This window comes from Bdellovibrio bacteriovorus str. Tiberius, assembly GCF_000317895.1.
In the GTDB taxonomy this organism is placed as follows: domain Bacteria; phylum Bdellovibrionota; class Bdellovibrionia; order Bdellovibrionales; family Bdellovibrionaceae; genus Bdellovibrio; species Bdellovibrio bacteriovorus_F.
The window spans coordinates 1,702,731-1,725,321 of sequence record NC_019567.1; the positions used below are offsets into that span (position 1 = coordinate 1,702,731).

At 51.5% G+C, this 22,591-nt stretch carries 16 protein-coding genes; 13 read left to right on the forward strand and 3 right to left on the reverse strand.

Translation table 11 applies throughout. The features are described from left to right. Positions 1-2: 2 nt before the first annotated feature. Both BDT_RS08090 and BDT_RS08100 read left to right on the forward strand, forming a co-directional pair. Positions 3-1,205 carry a hypothetical protein gene (locus BDT_RS08090; RefSeq protein ID WP_015090753.1) on the forward strand — a complete coding sequence of 401 codons (1,203 nt, stop codon included), beginning with the start codon at positions 3-5 and terminating at the stop codon, positions 1,203-1,205. Between the two features lie 484 nt (positions 1,206-1,689). After that, positions 1,690-2,253, forward strand: a complete 564-nt coding sequence (locus BDT_RS08100) for a hypothetical protein (RefSeq protein ID WP_041577408.1) — start codon at positions 1,690-1,692, stop codon at positions 2,251-2,253. A gap of 82 nt (positions 2,254-2,335) precedes the next feature. Here the strand turns inward: BDT_RS08100 and BDT_RS08105 are convergent, their stop codons facing one another. After that, a complete protein-coding gene (locus tag BDT_RS08105; RefSeq protein ID WP_015090755.1) occupies positions 2,336-2,701 on the reverse strand; it encodes a hypothetical protein in 366 nt (121 codons plus the stop codon). A gap of 192 nt (positions 2,702-2,893) precedes the next feature. Between BDT_RS08105 and BDT_RS08110 the strand changes: the two genes are divergently transcribed. From BDT_RS08110 to dtd, 4 genes are all read left to right on the forward strand, one after another. Continuing rightward, positions 2,894-3,574 carry a PilZ domain-containing protein gene (locus BDT_RS08110; RefSeq protein WP_235046313.1) on the forward strand — a complete coding sequence of 227 codons (681 nt, stop codon included), beginning with the start codon at positions 2,894-2,896 and terminating at the stop codon, positions 3,572-3,574. Positions 3,575-3,698: 124 nt separating this feature from the next. Beyond that, a complete protein-coding gene (gene thrS, locus BDT_RS08115; protein WP_051026288.1) occupies positions 3,699-5,669 on the forward strand; it encodes a threonine--tRNA ligase in 1,971 nt (656 codons plus the stop codon). A gap of 122 nt (positions 5,670-5,791) precedes the next feature. Continuing rightward, positions 5,792-6,388, forward strand: a complete 597-nt coding sequence (gene infC / locus BDT_RS08120) for a translation initiation factor IF-3 (protein ID WP_015090758.1) — start codon at positions 5,792-5,794, stop codon at positions 6,386-6,388. A gap of 77 nt (positions 6,389-6,465) precedes the next feature. Continuing rightward, positions 6,466-6,903: a D-aminoacyl-tRNA deacylase gene (gene dtd / locus BDT_RS08125; protein ID WP_015090759.1), complete on the forward strand. Its 438-nt coding sequence runs from the start codon at positions 6,466-6,468 to the stop codon at positions 6,901-6,903. Between the two features lie 8 nt (positions 6,904-6,911). Here dtd and BDT_RS08130 read toward each other — a convergent pair whose 3' ends face one another. Then, a complete protein-coding gene (locus BDT_RS08130; RefSeq protein WP_015090760.1) occupies positions 6,912-7,934 on the reverse strand; it encodes an alpha/beta hydrolase in 1,023 nt (340 codons plus the stop codon). Between the two features lie 31 nt (positions 7,935-7,965). Continuing rightward, positions 7,966-16,452 (reverse strand): RCC1 domain-containing protein, encoded by an 8,487-nt coding sequence (locus tag BDT_RS08135; RefSeq protein ID WP_041577410.1) that lies wholly within the window; start codon positions 16,450-16,452, stop codon positions 7,966-7,968. Between the two features lie 330 nt (positions 16,453-16,782). Here BDT_RS08135 and rpmI point away from each other — a divergent pair, with 330 nt between their 5' ends. The 7 genes from rpmI (at position 16,783) to BDT_RS08170 (ending at position 22,558) form a co-directional block, all read left to right on the forward strand. Beyond that, a complete protein-coding gene (gene rpmI / locus BDT_RS08140; RefSeq protein WP_011164102.1) occupies positions 16,783-16,974 on the forward strand; it encodes a 50S ribosomal protein L35 in 192 nt (63 codons plus the stop codon). 67 nt (positions 16,975-17,041) lie between these two features. Beyond that, the gene (rplT, locus tag BDT_RS08145; RefSeq protein ID WP_011164103.1) at positions 17,042-17,389 is read left to right on the forward strand and encodes a 50S ribosomal protein L20; all 348 of its coding nucleotides are present in this window, start codon (positions 17,042-17,044) and stop codon (positions 17,387-17,389) included. 49 nt (positions 17,390-17,438) lie between these two features. Next, positions 17,439-18,482: a type 2 isopentenyl-diphosphate Delta-isomerase gene (gene fni, locus BDT_RS08150; protein ID WP_015090762.1), complete on the forward strand. Its 1,044-nt coding sequence runs from the start codon at positions 17,439-17,441 to the stop codon at positions 18,480-18,482. Beyond that, a complete protein-coding gene (locus tag BDT_RS08155; RefSeq protein ID WP_015090763.1) occupies positions 18,479-19,795 on the forward strand; it encodes a hydroxymethylglutaryl-CoA reductase, degradative in 1,317 nt (438 codons plus the stop codon). Before fni ends, BDT_RS08155 begins: the two co-directional genes overlap by 4 nt. Before the next feature lie 9 nt (positions 19,796-19,804). Beyond that, positions 19,805-20,704, forward strand: coding sequence for a hypothetical protein (locus BDT_RS08160; protein ID WP_015090764.1), 900 nt, complete (start codon positions 19,805-19,807; stop codon positions 20,702-20,704). After that, on the forward strand, positions 20,701-21,681 hold the full coding sequence (gene mvaD / locus BDT_RS08165) for a diphosphomevalonate decarboxylase (RefSeq protein WP_015090765.1): 981 nt from the start codon (positions 20,701-20,703) through the stop codon (positions 21,679-21,681). Before BDT_RS08160 ends, mvaD begins: the two co-directional genes overlap by 4 nt. Further along, positions 21,671-22,558, forward strand: a complete 888-nt coding sequence (locus BDT_RS08170) for a mevalonate kinase family protein (protein ID WP_015090766.1) — start codon at positions 21,671-21,673, stop codon at positions 22,556-22,558. Before mvaD ends, BDT_RS08170 begins: the two co-directional genes overlap by 11 nt. The last annotated feature ends 33 nt before the right edge of the window (positions 22,559-22,591 follow it).

Sequence of the window (22,591 nt, forward strand, 5' to 3'; positions counted from 1 at the left end):
AAATGGGCGCAAGCAATCATCATGTAAATCTGCATGTATCGAAATTTGAAGCTCCGGCGAAATTGAAAACGCTGAGCTTCGCCCTGATCGCTATTGGTCTTTTGACTTTCGTGATCGGTCTTATGAAAAATCAGGACAGATTGTGGACTTCCTATTTGGTGTCCTATTTCTACTTCTCTTGCCTGGCATTGAGTGGTTTGTTCTGGATCGTTATCAACAACGTGGCTAAAGCCGGCTGGTCTGTATCCATCCGTCGTTATGCTGAAGCAACAACGTCCTTCCTGCCGGCGATTTTGATCGGTGGTTTGGTTCTGTTGGTTGGTTTCAAACACCTTTACCCTTGGGCAAACCCAGAGGTGGTGGCTGAAAATCCGGTGATCGCAGCGAAAACCGGCTACCTGAACATGGGTGGCTTCGTGATTCGCCTGTTCATCTTTGCGGTCGGCTGCATGATCTTCCGTCATGTGATCGTGGGCAACTCTTTGAAACAGGACAAATCCGGTGACGAGTCTTTGACGACGAAATCCGTGGCTCCGTCTGTTGGTTTCATTGTGTTCTACGCATTGATGTTCTCTTTGTTCTGCGTGGATCTGTTGATGTCCTTGTTGCCAACCTGGTACTCCACCATCTTTGGTATCTATGGCTTCTCTGGTATGTTCCAGGCGGGCATGGCATTCCTGGCGATCGTTATCGTTTTGATGAGACGCTCTGGTTTGGTTAAAGGTTATGTGACTGAAGAGCACCAGCACGACGTGGTGAAATACCTTAAAGGTTTCTCCATCTTCTGGGCTTACATTGCGTTCTCTCAGTTCATGTTGATCTGGTACGCTAACATCCCTGAGGAAACAGAATACTACATCGCGCGTGCACAAGGCGGCTGGATGAGCATCTCTATGGCTCTTCTGATCTTCCGTTTCGTGGTTCCGTTCCTGGCGCTTTTGCCTCGTGGAATGAAACGCAACGACAGCAACGTGTTGTTGATCTCTGTGTTGGTATTGGTAATGCAATACGTGGACATTTACTGGATGGTTTACCCGAACTTCTTCGACGGTCACGTGACCTTCGGATTCTGGGAAATCGGCATCTTCGCTGGTTTCGCGGGTGCGTTCCTTCTGACAATCATGTCCTTCTGGTCTAAGCACTCTTTGGTTCCGTTGAAAGATCCAAGAATGCACGAAGCGCTGAACCACCACGTTGCTTACTAAGTAGCACGTGGTCGCCTGACGGAGTGGGGGCCTTGGCCCTCAAAACGCTCAGACAGTCCTCGCACGAAGGGAGCCTTTCTTGGCTCCCTTTTTTTATTCTTTTTACTCTTCTGATTACTACTGCCGTTTTTTCAGGTGCTGCGGAACTCGGTTTTGAGGGCCAAGGCCCCCACTCCGCCAGCCTCCTGGCTCTTATTCAGCACCGGGTGTTTCATCGCCGCCTCGAAGACGTTTGGCTGTTTCGCCTTTGGCGAAAGGCGCCCGGACAGAAAAGGTGCCTGGTTGTTTTTTCTGGCTACAGCGCGCTGGCGCCGCTGGTCGCCGGTTGGTGGAGGGAGGGGATCTTTATTTAAAAGGTGCCTGGTGATTTTTTACGCCTACAGTGTGTCATTGGTCGGGTTCTTGGCCTGTATTTTGGCCTTATTTGGCGTCTTTAGTTGTTTCTGTTTTACGTTGGCAGATCCTTGGGCTGTGTGGAGGACGTATGAGAAACTTGCTCTCTGTGCTTGTGATCTTGTTGCTCTTGACGACGGTGGATTCGCTGGCGGTGCCGGTTTCAGCTGCCGATAAAACTCATAAATTGGTGGATCAGTATTATGCTGCCAAAAGCCTCTGGGGTTCGATTTTAGGCAATCCTCCAAGACCTTTGCCTCCAGAGGAATACCCGCCGGATTCTCCTAACAACCCTGGCAATCCGCCGCCGAACCGACCGCCGAATTGTCCTCCGGATGGTGGGGGTGGGGGAGGATTTCCGGGTCGGTGTGTAGAGGCTGTTTGTAAGCAGCTCAGTCGTTTTGACTGTGACGACAAGGATGACATGTACGAAGTCACCCGGGCTTGCCGCAACGTCAGCGGGCCTTGTGTGACCAGCATTTGCAGCCGCATGTCGCGTTTTGCCTGTGATGAAAAGGTCGAGGTCTTTGAGGTCGCGGGGCTTTGTCGGGGAGTCGTCGATGTGTCCTGTATCGATTATGTCTGCTCGCGCCTGTCGCGCTTTGACTGTGACGAGATATCTGAGCTGCGCGAGGTCGCCCAGCAGTGCCGTTAAGGTGGCTTTATCCTAAACTTGAAAACATAAAAAAACGACCGGCTTAAACCGGTCGTTTTTGTTTTGGGAAATGATTGCGGAATTACTTTTTCATCGTGTCTGAAGCGTCTTTAGCCGCATCGACCGTGGCATCTTTTCCCTCTTCCACGCGGTTGCCAGCTTTCTTCGCGGCGCACTTCACGTCGCCGTCCATACACACGGCTTCTTCAGCGCGGTTCATGCCTTTTTTGGCGGTTCTCTTGGCTTTGCGGCCGGCTTTTTTGGTGCCGACTTCGGCGTCTTTGTACATTTCTTTGGTTTTATCGCCAGCCTTGTTCATGGCATCTTTGGTGGCGTCTCCGGCTTTTTCCATTTGTGCGCCGGCTTTGTCGGCCATGCTGGGTTCTTCTGCGATTGCAAAAGAGGTCATTGCCAGGAATGCGGCGCCAACCATAAAGATCGATTTCATGTGTTTCTCCTTGAATGATGTTTGGGTTTTATGAGCAATATTCAAAGATGTTCATTTGTATTTTTGCTTAGGTAAATCAGTAATTTAACAATGTTGTTTAAAGCATTCTGTACGACTGTCCACGGGCTATACGGTGATCTCAAATATAGACGCGTTTGATCCGTGGGCTTCCGTTTTGCAATGAAGTCCTTCATGCACAATGAGCGTTTTAAAGACCTTATTTATCTCAGTTCGAGCCAGCATTTGCCTTTGTATCTGCAAAGACTGCGGGGCGTGCGCTGGTATCGGTCGCGAAGTGCGGCTGAACTTAAGGAAACACTTCAATCTTCAAAAGGGGATCTTCACGTGATCATTCGCACCGAAAACCTCAGTCTGCGCGCAGTTCAGGCCTTCTTAAGCTGGAGTCACTCACAGATGAAGGCGTCGTTTATTTTTATCGCTCAACATATTGAAAACTCTGTACATCAGCTTATTTTAAATCGCCCGGACATTCTGGTGTTGAGAGAGTCTGAACGCGAAAGAATAGAACAGCTCGTGACGCGTCGCCTAAACGGCGAAAGTCTGAAAAGCCGCAAGCAGGACCGCATGGTGGTCAGTTCTCCGGTGATGCTCAAGAAGTCCGTGATGGCCGAAAGTTCCCCGACCGGGGCGTGGGTACAGTTCCTGCGCGAAGGCCACATGGTGGACTTTTCCCAAGGCGGGGCGCAGATATCCCTGGGGCAGGAACAGGTCCAGAAAAAGGACTTCATAAGTTTGATGTACAAGAACCAGCATGGCGTCTGGGTGTCTGTGGAATCTCAGGTCCGCTGGGTCGGATGTTCAGCTGATGGCGAGCAGATTATTGGTGTGCAATTTCTTGCGGTGAGTGCTTGACCCCTTGAGGGTGGGGGATTACTACTAATGTGATGCAAATGCATAATTATTCATCACATTTTCAAACCAGTACGGCGCATTCTGCGACGACCCTTTCTGACTCCGGCTCAGCCGGAGTGCAAGCATGCTAATGTCACAAATTACAATTATTTTGCCGGATAACTCTACGAAGGTTTTTGACCATGAACCGACAGCGCTGGAAGTGGCGATGTCCATTGGCCCTCGCTTGGCCAAGGAAACTCTGGGCGCAAAACTGAACGGATCAACTGAAATCTCTGATCTTCGCACCGTTTTGAAAGATCAGACCAAGGTGGCTTTGGTCACCACAAAATCCCCTGAATCCGTTGAGGTTGTTCGTCACTCCTGCGCGCATATCATGGCTCAGGCGATTCAGGACATCTGGCCCGAAGTGAAAGTGACCATCGGTCCGGTGATCGACAACGGTTTCTATTACGACTTTGATTCTCCGTTTGCCTTCACTGAAGAGCATTTCGAAAAAATTGAAAAAAAGATGACCGAGATCGTTTCCAAGGATCTGCCGATTCACCGTGAAAACTGGCCGATTCAAAAGGCGATTGAGACCTTCAAGGGTATGAACGAGCGCTTTAAAGTGGAGTTGATCGAGGATCTTGCCAAAAAAGGCGAGACCACTGTCGGCATCTACTTTAACGGCACCAGCTGGTTTGACCTGTGCCGCGGTCCTCACATCCAGTCCACTGGCCAGATCAAAGCGTTCAAGCTTTTGAGCGTGGCGGGGGCTTACTGGAGAGGTGACGAGAAAAACGCCCAGCTTCAGCGTGTGTACGCGACAGCGTTCAACGACAAAAAGGATCTGGAAACGTATCTTCACAATATCGAAGAGGCGAAAAAACGCGATCACCGTAAATTGGGTAAAGAACTGGGCATGTTCTATTTCAACGAACTGGCTCCGGGTTCTCCGTTCTTCACAGGTAAGGGCGCGACGGTTTACAACTCTTTGCAGACCTATCTGCGCGAGCTGTATTTCGAAACCGGTTATCAGGAAGTCATCACACCGCAGATCTTTGACGTGAACCTGTTCCATACGTCCGGTCACTATCAGAACTACAAAGAAAACATGTTCTTTACCAAGGTGGACGAGCGCGATTTCGCCTCCAAGCCGATGAACTGTCCTTCTCACTGTTTGCTTTATAACTCTGAGAAATATTCCTACCGTGATCTGCCGATCAAGATGGCGGACTTTGGTCGCTTGCACCGTTATGAAAAGTCCGGTGCCATGCACGGTTTGACCCGTGTTCGTACGTTCTGTCAGGACGACGCGCACATCTTCTGCCGTATGGACCAGCTGCAGGAAGAAATCGCCAAGTTCATGAACCTGCTGAATCGTGTTTACGACAAGCTGGGCATGGGCAATTACAAGATCTTCCTTTCCACTCGTCCGGACAACCGTATGGGCAGTGAGGAATACTGGGACATGGCCGAAGGCGCTTTGGCCGAAGCCCTGAAATCCCTGAACCTGCCATTTGAGCTGAATCCAGGCGACGGGGCCTTCTATGGACCTAAGTTGGATATCATGTTCGTCGATGCATTGAATCGTCCTTGGCAGTTGGGTACACTTCAAGTGGATCCAAATCTTCCGCAGGCGTTTGATTTGAAATACACGGGCGAAGACAACAAGGAGCACCGTCCAGTGATGCTTCACCGTGCGATTCTGGGCTCTTTGGAACGCTTTATCGGCGTTTACCTTGAGCACACGGCAGGTCATTTGCCACCGTGGATGATGCCAGTGCAGGTGGCGATCCTGAACGTTACGGACCGCGTGAACGGTTTCTGCGAAGAGCTGCAAAACTCTTTGAAAGGACACAGTGTTCGCGTTGAGTTTGACCGCCGTAACGAGAAGTTGAATTATAAAATCCGCGAGGCTCAGCTGCAAAAAATCCCATACATGATTATTGTGGGGGATAAAGAGGCTGAATCCAGAACGGTTTCATTGCGTCTGAGAGACGGTTCAGAACATAAAGGTCTGACTGTGGATCAGGTGATGAATTTGATCACGACTGATATTAAAACAAGAAGTTTGCAGAGCTCTCTTGCGAAGTCTGCAACGACAAACTAGCCGTCGCACTTACGTGACGCTAGGATTTAACTAAACCCCGGAGGTTTGCCATTAGCAAGTTTGAAGGTAATTTTAGAGGTGGCGGTCGCTTCGATCGCAACAAGAAAGACTCTAAAGACTCATTGAGAGTCAACCGCGAGATTCGCGCTCAACAGATTCGTGTTATCGATGATGAAGGTAACATGCTTGGCGTGATGACAGTTCCTGAGGCGTTACGTATTGCTGAAGATAGAGGCCTCGATCTTCTTGAGATTGCTCCAACAGCAACTCCTCCTACTTGTAAAATCATGGATTACGGCAAGTGGAAGTACGAGAACAAGAAAAAAGCCACTGCGGCTCGTAAAAAACAGACTGTTGTAACAATCAAAGAAATCCAGATGCGTCCTCGTACGGATCAGCATGACTTTGAAACCAAGATGAATCACGCCCGCCGCTTCCTTCTGGAAGGCGACAAAGTGAAAGTGTCTTTGCGTTTCATGGGTCGTGAGATGGCCCACCAGGAGTTGGGTATGGAAGTGATGAAGAAATGTATCGCTTTCGTTGATGACCTGGCGCTGGTTGAATCCCAGCCGAAGATGGAAGGTAAGAACATGTTCCTGATGCTGGGTCCAGACCCACTCAAGATCAAAGAATACCAGAAGCTTCACCCGAACAAGTCCAAGCAAGACACCAAAGAGCTTGCTGAGCTGGAAGAAGTCGAAGGCGACGACGAAGAGTAAAAATCTGAACAGATTTTTTCAAACGAACCCACATGAAAATGTGGGTTTTGTTTTTTAAGCAATCAACAGGAGCCCCCATGAAAGCAGTCGTGCAACGAGTTCAAAATGCCTCTGTCGTAGTCGATGGAAAGCTTATTTCCTCTATCGAAAAGGGCTATCTGACGCTGCTGGGGGTTGCCAAAGGCGACAGTGAAGAACAGCTGCAAAAACTGATAACCAAGATCCTTGCTTTAAGAATATTCCCGGATGAAACCGGCAAGATGAATCTGTCCCTGAAAGACGTGGGCGGGGAGCATCTGATCGTGTCTCAGTTCACACTGCTGGGGGATGCCTCCAAGGGCCATCGTCCCAGCTTCATTGGCGCCGAAGCGCCGGACCGTGCGAAAGAGCTTTATGAAAAAGCTATGGCCATCAGTGAATCCCAGGGTGTGAAAACATTCGGCGGGGTATTTGGGGCCGACATGAAGGTCAGTCTTCTGAATGACGGCCCGGTGACATTGCTGTTGGAAGTCTGATTAGCGACTTAGCGACGCCACAGCGTCGTCAGCCAACGCCAGACTTCCGCACGGCGCTCGCCGATGTCGAAATGAGTTCCGTCGAATTCAACATAGTCGTGGTTGATCCCGTTCTTTTTGAATATCGCCGAAATCTGGCGGCATCCGTACTGCAGATGGAAATTGTCCTTGTTGCCAACATCCAGATAGATCTGTTTGTCCTTCAGACTCTGCACACGTTTTGGCAGAAAGTGCAGCGGATCTTTTTCCAGAATCGTTTCCCACACGGTCAGATTTTTCGTGCCGTCTTTTTCAAGAGGGAAGTGGAAGTCACCATGTTCGCCCTTCGGCGCATAGCAAGCGGCCATGCCGAAAGCATTTAAAAGCGTGTGCCAGTTGCGCATCTTCGTCAGTCTGCCATTGCGCAGTTCTTCCAGGGCTTTGAGTCCTGACTGATATTTTTCCCACAGAGGCGCGGTTTGGTAGAATTCAGAAAGCAGGCTGGCTTCAAAGAACGAGTCCGGGGCAATCGCGGCAATGACACCAAATACCTCAGGGTATTTTGATCCCAGGTGAAGCGCACCATAGCCGCCGCTGGATCCGCCGGTCACACACCAGTCAGACTTTTTGTCAGAAGCTGTGAAGTGCTTTTTCACCGCCGGGATCAGCTCCTGCATAATATAATCTTCATAGTTTCCCACCGCACTGGAATTGATGAACTGGGACCCACCCCAAGTGGTCAGGGCATCGACAAAGACATACAGTGCCTGGGGCGCTTCACCGCGGGCTGCAGCTTCATTGATAATCTGCACCGGGTTCTTTTCGTTGAATTTGCCATTGAAGTTAAAAGGGGCGTTGCTGGTAAAGCCACTTAAAACCACCACCACGGGCCACGGGCCTGGCACATGGGGGACCAGCACCGGGTTGAAGCGGGTGGCTGGATCCTGCAGGGGGTTTGACTTCAAAATCGAACTTTCGATTTTCAGGGTCTCGATTTTGAATTGCGGGGTCTCATAAGAACGATAGTTGGGCAGAACTTCATGATTGATCATGCATGAAATTCTGCCACGTTCACAGGTCAGGTCAATAGCCTTGCCACTTGTGGATATACGTGGGGTGATGCACTGATTTGGTGATCCCGCCGCCAATATTCATCAAGACAGCAGAATCCGCATAACCGAAGTTTCCGCCGTAAGCTCGTCCTACGCAGCGCACTTCGCCAGAAGTGGCCAGAGCGCATGTTGAAGAATTGGCCGCCCATACCTTGGTGTACGTGTTGGCTCCATCCACAGCTATTGGAATCATAAAGACAGAGTGGCTTCCCGTATAGTGAGGTGCAGACAAGCCGGAATAGGTCGCATTACCCCAGCACTTGATTTGGCTGGCTGTGATGCCGCAAGTGTGACCCGCCGCCATGGAAATATCAGAATAATCAGCGGAAGAATCAATCGCAGTCGGAGTGTAGCGATTGATGGCAGTACTATCCCCCAGAAGTCCGTTGAAATTGCTTCCCCAGCATTTCAGTTTGTTCGCGGCAGTGATTCCGCAGGTGTTGTATGGACCCGTTGAAACCTTGGTATAAGAAACCCCGGAATCAACCACATCCGGAAGGTAATACGAGGAAGTACCGCTGGATTTGGCGATCTGGCCTTGAGAGTTATTACCCCAGCATTTCACAACGCCGGCTGTGGTGCGACCGCAGGTGTGGGACATACCCATTTCGATGTCGGCGTAGCTGACGCCACTGTCGACAACGGTGAAAGCTGTGCGGGCGGTTGTGTCTCCCAGCCCCAGTCTGCCGTTGTCATTGTTGCCGGCGCATTTTAAGACACCCGTGGTGGTGATACCGCAAGTGGCGTTATAATACGAAACAACTTTTGTGTAAGTGGTGGTGGAATCGGCCACCGTCGGGGAATAAACAGTCGTTCCGACGGCCCCGGCTTCACCCAGTTCGCCAACGCTGTTGATGCCCCAGCACTTCATCTGCCCTGTGCTGGTGATGGCACAGAAATCTCGACTGCGGCGGGAATGGATGTAGCTGTAATTGGTGCTCGGATCAATCATCACCGGTGCTGGACGTCGCGCATCCGCTTGTGAACCGTCACCAAACGGTCCCTCGGTCGCTTTCATGGAACCCCAGCAATAAAGTTTGTTGGAAGATAATCCACAAGTTCCTGAGTAATGATCGTCAATTCCATCTTCGCCAAATACGGAAAGTGTATCAAAGTTCCATTCGGATGCTTTGGTCATTTTCTCTGCATAGAGATGACGGGCGTTACCACTGCCATAGCTGTAAGCATTTTGTGGCGAGTTGTCGCCCAGCAGGTTACCCCAGCATTTCAAAGCGCCAGTCAGCGTGATGCCGCAGGCACGGGTCGCAGTGGTTTGAACGGCGGCATAGGTTGTTCCCGCATCTGATGTCGCAGGGACCAACTGCTGATTGGAAGTTCCGTTACCCAGTTGAATCAAGGAATTCACACCCCAGCACTGCAAAATATCATTGGAGGTGATCGCACAGGTGAAGCCACGAGCGGATGCAACGGTGCCGTCGTCATTCACGGAAACAGTTTTGTAAGTCTCGGCGCCCGACACGGCAACCGGCAGAGAGCGGGTGGTGATACTGCTATCGCCGACCTGACCATAGTTGTTCGTACCCCAGCATTTCAGATTGTTAGTCAGGGTGATGCCGCATCCATGTTTTGAACCGACAACTGCGAACTTGTAGGACTCGGTCGCATCAATTGCCGTCGGAACGCCTTTGGTTGTGGCAGATCCGTCGCCCAATTGATAGTTGCCATTATAGCCCCAGCAGAACAGTTTGTCGTCACTGCGAATAGCGCAGGTGGAACGGGAGCCCGCATGCACATACTTGTAAGAGTTGGTATTATCCACGTCCGTAGGCGACGTGCGTCTGGTGGTATCATTCAGTCCCAGCTGGCCATAATCATTTTTACCCCAGCACTTCAGCTTGTTGGCCGTAGTAATAGCGCAAGAGTGGTAATCACCGGAAGAAACTGAAAGATAAGTCGTCGCGTTGTCCACGTGCAGTGGCGACCATTGATTTCCCGTGGTGCCGCCGCCCGCCTGGCCGTCACTGCTGTCACCCCAGCAGAACAGGCGGTTGTCCAAAGTGACCGTACAGGTGTGGTATTCACCTGTGGAAACACTTCTGTAACCAGTCACGCCCGCGATGGTGATGACGAACGGAGAGGCTTTAAAGTCGCTCACGGTGCCATCAATCTGGCGGTACATGTTCGTACCCCAGCAGCGCAGGGAAGAGTCTTCCATGATTGCGCACTGGTGGGCCCGGGATATGGAAAGCTGGGAGGCCTTCAGGTTCTTTTCATCATCAGCAATGAAATATTGGGCCTGATAGTTGTCGCCCATTGTTGCCAGTGGCGAGTCGGTGTGAGTGAAATGCACATTCAGCAGTTTTTCACCCTCAACCAAACTGTTATTCGGGAAGTTCACTGTGATGGTGCCCGTTGTGGACCCCGCTGGGATGGTGATAAAGCCAGAGCTCAGATTATGGTGGTCCGGATTTACGGCATCACCGGTGACTTGGTAATAGGCAGTCACATCATAACTTTTCGCTGGAGTCAGGCTGACGTTGATAGTTTGCGATCCAGAACCCTCTTGAACGCGGTTCATTCTGGTGCTGGTGATGTTCACCGCGGAAACAGAATCCTTCGTCCAGCTGACAGAAACCGCATCGGCCGCCGCCTGGAATACGCTCGTGGCGTCACCACCGAGCACACACAAAGTCACCGGCCCATTTGGCAATGCAGAAATATTGTCGACGATGGTTGACGACACATTGTAAGCGGCCGAGTAAGTGGCCGTGGCGCAAGTTCCGGAGGTGATAACAGCCTTTTTGTACTGAGTCACACGGAAGCCCGAGACCGTCACATTTAAGACCGACGTTGTTGAAACGCCAACCGGATACCCGGTCAGGGTTGGAGTCGGTGGTGGATAAGGCGTGCTGATTTCCCAGGTGCTGACCGCATTACCGATGGTGACTGTGGCGGTGTTAGTTTGTGCGTTGGCGGCCGGGGACGTCATGCGCACCTGGATGACTTGACCGGCAGAAACAGCAACGGACCCACCCCAGTAGCTTCCGGTGGTGATATTGCGAATCTGGGCATCAGCCCCCGAAACAGTGGCGATCGAAGTCTGATTGAGAGTGCCGATAGTCGTATTGGATGTCGTGTAACGTGTGCTCAAAGGCGCATTATGAATTTTCGCAAAAGTCGGTGGGGTCGTCAGGATCGGTCCGGGATTTCCCCAGTAAGCAACCCAGCCGTCGCGCACAGCACTGGTGTCACTGGTGAACTTGACCGTCATTTTTCCAGAGTTCGCGGTTTGGGCTGCCGGAACAGTCGTGCCACTGACCTGATTTAGCAGGATCGTCCCGGAGGTGGTCCCGTCAAAGACAGTCACTTTGTCCCAGCTGGCTTCCGTATTGAAAGACATGAAGGTCAGAGTGATCGGAGCACCGGTGTTGATCTCAAAGAAACAGGTTTCGTTGTTCTGATACTGGCCGTTGGCTCCGCCGGAATCATAAATGAAGCCCGTGGTGGCTGTCGATGCCGTCGCAGAACACATGGACGAGAAGTTTTGCACGTTATAGCGGTCCCACTGATATTCAGTCGGATGCCAGATGGCCTGCCAGGTTCCATTGGTGTGTTTACCCAGGATACAAAGTTTCAGCCTTTCACTTGCAAACCCGGTGAGGTCGGCGCTGATATGGGTTGAAATGGATGTTTCAGATCCGTATCCAGCTGTAACTGTACAGTCCGTCGTTGCGGATGTTCCCAGCTTGTATTTGTAAGCGACAACATTAGTCCCGCCCACAGTGGCGTCCAGGGTGTTGGTGCCGTTATTCGAAGCCGGCACATTGCTGGCGCTGGCGACAACAAACGGGTAACCCTCGATGACCAGATTTTTTCGTCCCGCCAGGGAATTTGCCGATCCAATAGCCGGCAGTGTGGCTGTCGCATTGCTGCCCATGGCATCTTTGATGGAAGTGGCGTTGGTTAGTGCTGTCGAAGAATAGTCCAGATCCGCAGCGCTTTGTTCATAGGCCACGGTGTAACGGAATGTCAGTTCTGTAGACCCACTGCCGCTAAGGTAGGTCGCAGTCACGCCGGAACCGGCGGCCAGGGTCATGATCGGGTTCGTACCCAGAATAGTGACTGGTTTTGTGAAGACAACCTGAATGTCGATGTTGTCGCCCGGCTTGTAAGTGCCGTCAGGATTTGTGGCAGTGACATGAGTCACAGTTGTTGGCAGCAGTGGAGTCGCCACCATCCAGTAATAGCTGGCATCACCGGCGCGAACATGGGCCAGTCGGTATTGGTCTGTTGCATTTGGCGAAGTCATGCGGACTTCAATCCCGTCTCCAGGATTTACAAAGGCCGAGCTTCCGAAAGCGGAAGCCGTCGTGATATTGCGAATTTCAGCGTCATAGCCCGAAACCGAGAAGACTGTTGCCGTTGAAAGACCATTGACGACAGAGGTGCGGGTATAAACGGTGTTGACGGTGGCATTGGTGACATTGGTCAAAGTCAGAATCGGAGACAGATTCGGGGCTCCACCCCACATCAGGGCTACGCCGGCTCCGGTGACGGAACCGTCACTTTTGAATTCGGTATACAGTGTACCTGAAGTTGAGTTGACGGCCGTGTGAAGGGCGGTGCCTGCGACTGGTCCTAAAAGGACGGTGCCGGCAGCTCCGGTTTCGCGCAGTCTTAAGAAGTCATAAGAGATGTTATTTTCTGTTTCATAGCTGACCGATGCTGAAATCGCGGCACCCGTGGTGATCGAGAAATAACAGTTGGCAATAGTTTCGTTGTCGCTGTAGTTCGCGGCAGGTCCGCCGGAATCATACAGACGCCCTTTAGGAGCGGTGGTGGACTTGACGGTTCCGCACAGATTGAAGGATGGCAGGTTTTCCACATAGTGCCATTGCGCCTGTGTGACGGCGAAAGCCTTTTGCCAGTTTCCGGCGCTGTCTTTACCCAGAACGCAGATTTTCAGGAACGAATATTTTGGATGTGCACTGATGGTGTCCGTAATCGGGGTCGCCACCGGAATTTCAGCTGAATAGTCCGTATAAGTGGAGCAGTCGACAGATGCCGCCAGGCCCAGTTTGTATTTATAAGAAACGACATCCAAACCGGACACGGTGATGTTAAGTGTGTCGCTGGAGTCAGCTCCCATTGGTGTGTTGCTTAGAATGGCTTTGGCCAGAGGGCTTGAATACGCTTCAATTGCGATGTTTTTGATTCCTGCCAATGAATTTGCAGTTCCCGGCGCCGGAAGTGTCAGGGTGGCGTTATTGCTAAGTGCATCCCTCATTGTTCCGCCGTTGAAGGCAAGGGCGGTCGTGCTGGTGTAATCCAGATCCGGGTTTTCATCACCGGTTTGAACGACATAGTTGAATAGAAGCTGGGTTGTGCCTGAACCACTGGTATAGTTGACCACTCGGTCTGTCGTGCCGGTTTCAAGTGTCAGTTGCGGGGTGCCTGTGACCGTCACATTTTCATCAAATGTCACACGAACCTGCACGGACTGACCTGGGCCGTACACACCATCAGCGGTGGTGGCATCCACAGTCAGAATAACCGGGCCTTGAGAATCCCTTGTCCAAGTCGCCTGGGATGTCGCCGTGGACCAGTTGCCTGCGGTGTCGCGGCCAAAGACACAGAGCTTGTAAGCCCCTTGCGCCGCCAGGGTGTCGGTGATTTTTGTGGCCACAGCGATATCGCTTCCGGTGTAAGCCGCACTGTTGGTGCAGACCTCAGTGCCGCCCGGAACAACCAGGAAGTAACGATAGTGAGTGATGTCCGTACCGCCAACAGTAATATTCAGTGTGCCGGTGGTGTTGGTTCCAGTCGGAGCACCGGTGATGGTTGCAGCTGCCGGGGACTGAGTGTCTTTCGGATAAGTTGATGAGCCCGTGGCATTGTTTCCACTGGCGCGGCTGTGAGAAGCCACCACCGTGAATGGAGTGCCCGAAGTATCTGCCAGGGAACTGAAGTCCAAAGAAGCTGTCCACGAACCCGTGGTGCAGGTTGCAGATCCGGTCACTCCGGCATGACCCGTGACGGTCAGGTTGACCAAACGGCCGTTTTCAGAGCAGGCGCCAGAAAGGTTAAAGGCTGTTTGATTCAAAGAATTGATAAAGGTCCCCGCCAACGGAGAAGTCAGTGTGACGGTCGGAGCAACGGAATCATGAATGATGGAATCAAACGCACAGTCAGATTCATTCCCTGCCACATCGCGGACTTTGAAATAAATCGTATTGGTATTGTCGGCTGTCGGCAGGGTCCAGGACTTGCTGGCGTTATAGGTTTCCCACGAACCACCATTCAGGCAAAGGGCCGTGTTGGTAACATACATCTGAACGCCGTCAGTGGTGGTGCTTGCCAATGTGGCGCTAAGGCTTGTGGCGTAGGCATCATTGTTGTTGATAACAAAGCTGTTTACTGTCGGAACCACCGTGTCTTTTGCAAAGACTTTCGTGACCGTAGGGGCCACCGCGCCGCTGGCGCGTGAGTGATTCAGAGTGAACGTCAGATCCCCTTGGGCTGAAGTGCTCAGATCCAGAGTTTTAGTCCATGCGCCACTGGAACACGTTGCTGTTGTGGCGGACTGACCGGTCACAGAAATTTCAACGGGGCGGCCGTCTTCAGAGCAGGCGCCGGAAATCACAAACGCAGAAACATTGGCAAGATTCACAAAGCTGCCATCAGCCGGGGAGGCCAGAGACAGTGACGGCACCGTGCTGTTGTGAGTGATACCGTCATCATAACAAACAGAAGAGTTGCCTGCGGCATCTCTGAACTTAACGTAAACAGTGTTCAGGGCATCCGCCGTTGGCAGCGTCCAGGATTTTCCTGTGGCAAAAGCTTCCCAGGTGCCGCCTGTGGCGCATCCAGCGGAGTTGGTGATATACATCTCCGCCGCATCGGTACTTGTCAGTCCCAGGGAAACAGCAAGGTCATTCGTTGTTGCTGCACCGGAATTAATGCTCAGGGTTCCTGTTGGAGCCTGTGTGTCTTTATTATAGGTCGGGGAATTTGCCGTGTTGGAGTTTCCAGCAACGTCATTCAAGGAAGCCGTCAGCTGGAAGGTTCCTTGAGGAATATCGCTTAGATCCAGGATCGCTGAAAAGGCAGAACCCGCACAGATTGTGGTCCCGGTGAAGCCACCAGGACCGGAAAAGTTCACAGAACGGTTGTTTTCAGAACAGGTGCCACTGACAGTGAACGCGGTCACATTGGCGGAATTGACGATGGTGCCAGCAACCGGAAGCGTGAATGCCAGGGTTGGAACGACGTTGTCATGAAGAATATCATCGCTGACACACGGGGATTCGTTACCCAAGCTGTCGCGGAATTTCGCATAAACGGTGTTCGTGGCATTGCTGTTGGTCAGAGTCCACGGGGCTGCAGCATTGTAAGCGACCCAGCTGCCCCCCGTACAGGCAGCCACCGAGCTCAGATACATTTCTGCGGCATCAGTGACGGAACTGTTCAAAGTTGCACTCAGAGAATTTGTTGCGGCATCACCATTATTCAGAGCCAAAGAATTCACCGTGGGTGCTGTGACATCGCGGTTGACGGTGGATGTGGCTGTGCGGGTGTTCCCGGCCGGGTCGGTATGGGTTGCTGATACCGCAACCGAAGTGCCTGACAACGAGCTCAGGTTCACAGACGTTGAATAGGTTCCGCCAGAACAGAGGACTTCGGCGCTCACGGATCCCGCGGTCACGGAAACATTGCGGCCCGTTTCAGAACAAGTGCCGCTGACTGTGTAAGAATTTTGATTCACAGATGTGATCGTAGTCAAAGCATTCAGGGTGATTGTCGGCGGCACCACGTCTTTGGTGATAGCCAGACGGTATTCCTTCGGTGTGCCGCCTGGGGCTGTGACGGTGGCGATCAAGTCACCGCTGTACAGGTTTGGCAAAGAGCTGAAATCCAGATTTTGTGTCCACTGACGGTCACTGCAGGTAAAGGTCAGCAGAGTGGAGGCTGCGGCGGAAAACTCGATCGAGGATCCCAGCAGACAGGTGCCCTTGAAAGGCGCTGTGGCCACGTTGCCTTCGTTGATGATGGACTGGGAAAGACTTTCGATGGAAAACGCGCCAAAGTAAGTGATTGGATTCGAACAGGAAGAAGAAGCCACACTGCCGTCTTTGGAAAGAACGAAGACCTTGAACGTGTACTCGACGCCATCTTCCGGAGTGAAGGTCGGCAGGTGAGATGTTTCAGCAGGACCGACGTTGGCGACCGGAAGGATCGGGGTGGCGCAAGAGTCGCCGCGGAAATAAAGCACCTGTTGTTCTTTGATGTCGGCTTTTTCAGGAAGGTTCCACTCGGCCTTAAGCAGGCCCTGCTGGCCCAGGGAATCGCTGTTCCATTTCAGGGTGGTGGGCGTGGAGTTTTCAGCCGCGATTTGCAGTTCCAGTGAACATCCGGTCAATACCATGAGGGAAAAGGCCAAAAGAAGCCTTTGGGCCCGGTGGATCAGATCGGTGGTGTTAAGAAACGTACAATTCATGTAAATTTCTTCGGGTTTCTGTGAGCGGAACTGAATCCCCAAGTTGGGGGAAAATGTTCAATAAACTGCTGGAAACACCAGCCTTTCCACCGGGTCCCCGCGGAAATAGGGGCTTTTCCGGGGGCAATTAAGATACAGCAATGACCGCGGATTTTCCGGCCTAAAATGAGAAATACTCTCAAATGACCTCAAAACCACTAAGTCCTCAAAAAGCTTGATTTCCCACACCTTTCACCCTAAAACAGACAGTCCGTATTTACGACTGTCTAAGGCAATGGTTAAGAGTCCTCCCTTTCGGGAAGAACGCCTTATCGGTGGAAGGTATCTAATATGAAAATGCGCACTCACTCTGGCGCTAAGAAGCGTTTGAAAGTTCTTTCAAGCGGTAAAGTTAAGAAAAAAAGCACTCGCATGCGTCACTTGAACTCTCACATGAGCTCTAAGACGAAAAGACAACTAGGCAAAACATCATACGTTGAAGACGCGAACATGCTTCAAGTTCGTCGTTGTTTGGTATTCTAGTTTTTTAAATTTTAAAATTAATGTCTTTCGGTGCCCGGCTAAGTCCGTGGCGTAATAGAGGTTCAAAATGGCTCGTGTAAAATCTGGTAAAACAAATCGTGCTCGTCACAAAAAAGTTCTTAAAAGAGCAAAAGGTTACTACTCTGCGGGTTCTCGCGCGTACATCCACGCGGTAGAGAAAAATGACCGTGGTATGGCTTTCGCTTACCGCGATCGCAAAGTTAACAAACGTAACTTCCGCACTTTGTGGAATCAGCGTATCAATGCAGCAGCTCGTTTGAACGGGACTACATACTCTCGTTTGATCGGTGGCTTGATTAAAGCTGGCATCCAAGTTGACCGTAAAATCTTGGCTGACCTTGCTATCAACGACGCAGCAGCATTCACTGCACTTTGCAAACACGCTTTGGCATAAGCCAAAGCTAAAAAGTACAGCAAAGCTCTGTTAAAGGAGCCTTAGCCCCATGGACGAGTCCAATAGTCAGTTTGAAAAAAGAAAGCGCGATCATATCAGGATTGCGCTGGATCCTAGGTCCCAGACCGATGGACAAAACGGATTGGACTCGATCACTTTGATTCATGAGGCTTTGCCTGATCTGAACTTTAAAGAGGTCGATATTTCGACCTCTTTCTTTTTTTCCGGGGAGTCCATCCCACTTTCTTCTCCGATCTTTATCTCTTCAATGACTGCGGGCCACGAAAAGGGGCGCGAGATCAATGAGGCATTGGCGCGTCTGAGTGACCGTCGTCAGATTCTGATGGGGGTTGGGTCTCAACGTCGTGAACTGGAAGATTCCAATGCTGCCGAAGAATGGGCCCGCGTGCGCAAACAAGCACCGAAGGCCCGCTTGCTTGGCAATATTGGAATCGCTCAGCTCATCAAGTCGCCGATTGATAAAATCCGCCGACTGATTGATTCCACGGAAGCCGTGGCTTTGTTCGTTCACCTAAATCCCTTGCAAGAGGCTTTGCAGCCCGAGGGCACCACCGATTTCAAAAACGGTCTGTCCGCCATTGAAAACCTGGTGAAACTGGCGGGTGTGCCGGTCATCGTAAAAGAAACCGGCTGTGGATTTTCTGTCGAAACTCTGAAGCGTCTTTCCAGCACCGGTATTTACGGAGTGGATGTCAGCGGCAAGGGTGGGACGCACTGGGGCCGTGTGGAAGGCTATCGTTCGGAAGAATCCGACATGCTTTATCACGTAGCCCAAACTTTCGCCAACTGGGGCATCAGCACGAAGCAAAGCATGCTGAACGCCATCGAAGCCCGAGTAGAGTATCAGCTCTGGGCATCGGGCGGCGTGAGAAACGGATTGGAAATTGGTAAACTTATGGCGTTGGGAGCTTCAAAGGTGGGGGTTGCAAAACCTTTCCTGGAAGCGGCTCTTCAGGGCGATGAGGCTCTTGAGAAACTTCTGACCCAGCTGGAAACAGAGTTGAAAGTAACGATGTTCTGCACGGGCAGCCGCAATCTGAAAGACCTCCAAAGCAAGAAGGTGATTCAATGACAAAACAACTTCAGGATATCTTTAAAGGTTTCTCCAAATTGTCTCGTGAAGAGCGTCTGAAAGCACTTAAAGAAGTCGGTGCATTGAACGAAGCCGAAGCTGACTATCTTGCCAAGGGCGGGTTGAAAGACACCTCTTTGGGTGAAAAATTCATTGAAAACGTGATCGGTTACTTCCAGCTTCCGCTGGGCGTGGTGACCAATATGCGCGTGGACGGCAAAGACTTTGTCGTTCCTATGGCGGTAGAGGAAACCTCTATCGTGGCGGCGTGCTCTAAAACGGCCAAATGGATCCGTGAATCCGGCTCTATCACAACGGAAGTTGTTGGTAACGAAATCATCGGTCAGATCCAATTGGCTAAAATCCGCAGCTTTGCGGATTTTGAAAAACAAATTCTGTCCCAGAAAAATTATCTGATCGAAGCGGCCAACCGCGAAGTGGCCTTCGGCCTGGTTCGTCGTGGCGGTGGAGTGCGGGACTTGCAAGTGCGCCGTGTGCCTCGCGGTGACGGCACAGATATGGCCGTGATCCACATCCTGATGGATCCGTGTGATGCCATGGGTGCCAACATCATCAATCAGGTGTGTGAATACCTGAAAGAGCCGATTGAACAGTTTACGGGTGAAAAAGTCACCATGTGCATTCTGTCCAATCTGGTGGATTCCAAAGTCACTCGCGCCGTTGTGCGCATTGATGACATTGATCCGGAATTGGCTGAAAAAATTGAAGAAGCTTCTTTGTTTGCACAAATGGACCCTTACCGTGCAGCCACCAATAACAAAGGTGTTCTGAATGGCATTGATCCGATCTTGATCGCGACGGGCAACGACTGGCGAGCAGTCGAGGCGGGCATTCATGCTTATGCTTGCCGTGATGGTCAATATCGTTCCATTACTCGCTGGTACCGTGAAGGCAAAAGTCTGGTGGGCGTGTTTGAAGCTCCGCTGGTTGTGGGCACCGTGGGTGGTGTGACGACTTTGCATCCGACAGCGATGCTTTCCATGAAAATGCTGGACACCAAATCTGCCAACGAATTGTCCCGTATCGTAGCGGCGGTGGGCTTGGTGCAGAATCTGGGTGCTTTGAAGGCCTTGACCACGGTGGGTATCATCGAAGGTCACATGAAGCTTCACACAAAGAATCTGGCTTTGGGAGCGGGGGCCGAGGAAAAAGAAATTCCTATGGTTCAAAAGAAGCTGGAAGAAATTCTGGCGATTCGCAAACGCATCTCTTTGAGCAATGCCATCGACGTTCTGAAAGAACTTCGTGCGGCTCAGAAAACCCCTGCGTCCACGACCCAACATCATTCCTAGGAGCGGACCTTGTCTTTGGTCTTCTCCGTTCCCGGAAAAACATTTATAGCTGGTGAATACCTGGCTCTGGCGGAAGGGCCGACGCTGTTCTTCTTGTCACAACCTTGCTTTGAAACGGAGATTTCCCGGGGCAAGGGTGATGTTCTGGGGATTCACCCGGACAGCCCGGCCGGTGTTTTCATGAGCAAACACCGGGGCTATTTCAGAAATTTCGATATCACATTCCGCGATGCTTATTCCGGCAAGGGCGGCTTTGGTGCCTCGACGGCGCAGTTCCTTTCTGTCTATGCGATGTGGCTTTATAAAGAGGCTCACCAAATGGACATGGAAAAGTACCTCGACTTCAAACACATGCTTGAAGTGTACTATCACGTGGCGTGGAACGGGCAGGGCCAGCGACCAAGTGGCGCGGACCTGGTGGCACAACTTAAAGGATCCATGACCTTCTTTGAAAAACGCCGCGGGATGATCTCGGTGGCCAGCTGGCCCTTTGATGATCTGGAGCTGTTGCTGGTGCATACCGGGAATAAGCTTGCGACGCATGAACACCTGCGCACGCTGCCGGTATTCCCGATCCACGGGCTTGAAAGGGCCATGGGAACAATTCGTGAAGCCTTCAACAAGGTCGACAGTGAGCAGTTCATCGGGGGTGTGAAAGCCTATGCCGACGAACTTTTGAAACTGAATTTCACCTGCGAGCCGACCCTGAAGCTTCTTTCCGATATCAGGCAACTTCCCGGCGTAAAAGCGGCCAAAGGCTGTGGTGCTTTGGGTGTGGATGTGATGGCGATCATTGTGGCCAAAGGGGAAACTGCCGGCATTAAAAACTACTGTGAAAGCAAGGGCCTGTCCGTGCTTTCTTCCTCTGATAAAATCTCGCTAGGACTTCAGGTCCGAGGAAGCCTATGAAACAAGTGACTGTATCTGCTCCATCCAATATCGCTCTTATCAAGTACATGGGTAAGATCGAGGGCACCGGCAATAAACCGACCAACGGTTCATTGTCCTACACTTTGGAAAACCTGCGCACCTACGTTCGTTTGACTGAAATCGAAGCGGGCGAAGACCAATGGAAACCGCTGGTGCGTGAAGACCTGCAAAAAATCGAGCTGTCTGAAAAAGGCCAGCAGCGCTTTATCAAGCACCTGCAAAATCTGAAAGACAAGTGGGGCGTAAAACAGAACTTTCTGATTGAATCCGCGAACAATTTTCCGTCGGACTGCGGTCTGGCAAGCTCGGCTTCAAGTTTTGCCGCTTTGACTTTGGCGGCAGCGGAAATGTTCCAGCAGATCCACCCACAGCCGTGGGGCACAGATAAAAAATATCTTTCTGAATTGTCCCGCCAAGGTTCGGGTTCTTCCTGTCGTTCTTTGTTCACTCCGTGGGCTTTGTGGCAGCATGAATACGCAGAACCGATGGCATTTGAAGTCAAAAACCTGCACCACATGGTGGTGATTGTGGAAGACTCCAAAAAAGAAGTCTCAAGCTCTGAAGCCCACAAGCTTGTGACCACAAGCCCGCGTTTCACGGGTCGTCCCGAGCGTGCGGAATTGCGCCTGAAAGACCTGAGCATGGCGTTGCAGTTTAACGACTGGCATATCGCACGCCAGATTGTCTGGGATGAATTCATCGACATGCACCGTCTGTTTGAAACCAGCACGCCGTCTTTCACTTATATGAACGATGGATCCAAAAAGGTTCTGGAAGATTGCCAGGCGTTTTGGAACAAATGGCAAGATGGCCCGTTGGTGACCATGGATGCCGGTGCCAACGTGCACTTGTTGTTCCGTCACGATCAGAAAAAACAATTCGCGCAGTACCGTGAGCATTTTGAAAAGGACTTCAAGGTCATGGCTTTTGAAGGTGTGAAAGACAATGTCCATTGATTTCACCTGCAAAGCCTTTGGTAAGTGCATTATCGCCGGTGAACACGCGGTTTTGCGTGGCGTGCCTGCGGTGGTGTTTCCCATCCAGTCCCGCAATCTGGATCTAAGCTATTCCCGTGGTGAGCAGCCCTTGGAGCTTCGCCTGGTCGGTGATCACGGCAAAGAATTGCAGCTGCTGGTGTGGGGTGTGCTTGAAAAGGCCTGCGAACTTAAAGGCATCAAACGCACAGATTTAAAAGGCACATTGTTGCTTGAATCCTCGATTCCAGTTGGCGCCGGTATGGGTGCTTCCGCCGCACTTTGTGTGGCTCTGACTCGTTGGTTGGGATATCTGGGGTACGTTGTTGAAGATGACTACTATGAATTCGCCCGCAATCTGGAAAACCTTTTCCATGGTGAATCCAGCGGTGTTGATATCGCCGTGGCATTAAGTGGTGAAGGTCTGCGCTTTGTTCGCAATGGTGAAAAGAAGCCTTTGACCCCGGCGTGGAAACCGCACTGGTATATCTCTTATTCCGGCAAACGCGGTGTCACCGTGGATGCGGTGAATAAGGTCAAGGACCTGCTTTTAAAAAATCCAGCCGTCGGTGAGCAGATCGATCAGCAGATGGCTGAAGCCGTCAGTATTTTGGAAACAGCCCTGAAGATGGACGAAAAAACCGGCTTGCCGGTATTGGCCAAAGCCCTGACCCTGGCAGGTGACTGTTTTGAAAAATGGGACCTGAACGAAGGTGAACCCGCAAAACACATCGCGTGGCTAAAATCCCAAGGAGCCCTGGCCGTAAAACCAACCGGTTCCGGCGGCGGTGGCTACGTCTTGTCCCTGTGGACCGCTCTGCCTCCGGCAGAAATCCAATCCCACCTGATCCCTTGTTAAAAGGTGCCTGGTTGTTTTTTCTGGCTACAAAGC

What these genes read in the sequence shown, in the direction of transcription:
- BDT_RS08105 (WP_015090755.1), bottom strand. Translation starts at nt 2,701, where the DNA reads ATGAAATCGATCTTTATGGTTGGCGCCGCATTCCTGGCAATGACCTCT.
- fni (WP_015090762.1), top strand. Translation starts at nt 17,439, where the DNA reads ATGGACGAGTCCAATAGTCAGTTTGAAAAAAGAAAGCGCGATCATATC.
- rplT (WP_011164103.1), top strand. Translation starts at nt 17,042, where the DNA reads ATGGCTCGTGTAAAATCTGGTAAAACAAATCGTGCTCGTCACAAAAAA.
- rpmI (WP_011164102.1), top strand. Translation starts at nt 16,783, where the DNA reads ATGAAAATGCGCACTCACTCTGGCGCTAAGAAGCGTTTGAAAGTTCTT.
- BDT_RS08130 (WP_015090760.1), bottom strand. Translation starts at nt 7,934, where the DNA reads ATGATCAATCATGAAGTTCTGCCCAACTATCGTTCTTATGAGACCCCG.
- mvaD (WP_015090765.1), top strand. Translation starts at nt 20,701, where the DNA reads ATGAAACAAGTGACTGTATCTGCTCCATCCAATATCGCTCTTATCAAG.
- BDT_RS08110 (WP_235046313.1), top strand. Translation starts at nt 2,894, where the DNA reads ATGCACAATGAGCGTTTTAAAGACCTTATTTATCTCAGTTCGAGCCAG.
- BDT_RS08155 (WP_015090763.1), top strand. Translation starts at nt 18,479, where the DNA reads ATGACAAAACAACTTCAGGATATCTTTAAAGGTTTCTCCAAATTGTCT.
- BDT_RS08170 (WP_015090766.1), top strand. Translation starts at nt 21,671, where the DNA reads ATGTCCATTGATTTCACCTGCAAAGCCTTTGGTAAGTGCATTATCGCC.
- dtd (WP_015090759.1), top strand. Translation starts at nt 6,466, where the DNA reads ATGAAAGCAGTCGTGCAACGAGTTCAAAATGCCTCTGTCGTAGTCGAT.
- BDT_RS08135 (WP_041577410.1), bottom strand. Translation starts at nt 16,452, where the DNA reads ATGAATTGTACGTTTCTTAACACCACCGATCTGATCCACCGGGCCCAA.
- BDT_RS08100 (WP_041577408.1), top strand. Translation starts at nt 1,690, where the DNA reads ATGAGAAACTTGCTCTCTGTGCTTGTGATCTTGTTGCTCTTGACGACG.
- thrS (WP_051026288.1), top strand. Translation starts at nt 3,699, where the DNA reads ATGCTAATGTCACAAATTACAATTATTTTGCCGGATAACTCTACGAAG.
- BDT_RS08090 (WP_015090753.1), top strand. Translation starts at nt 3, where the DNA reads ATGGGCGCAAGCAATCATCATGTAAATCTGCATGTATCGAAATTTGAA.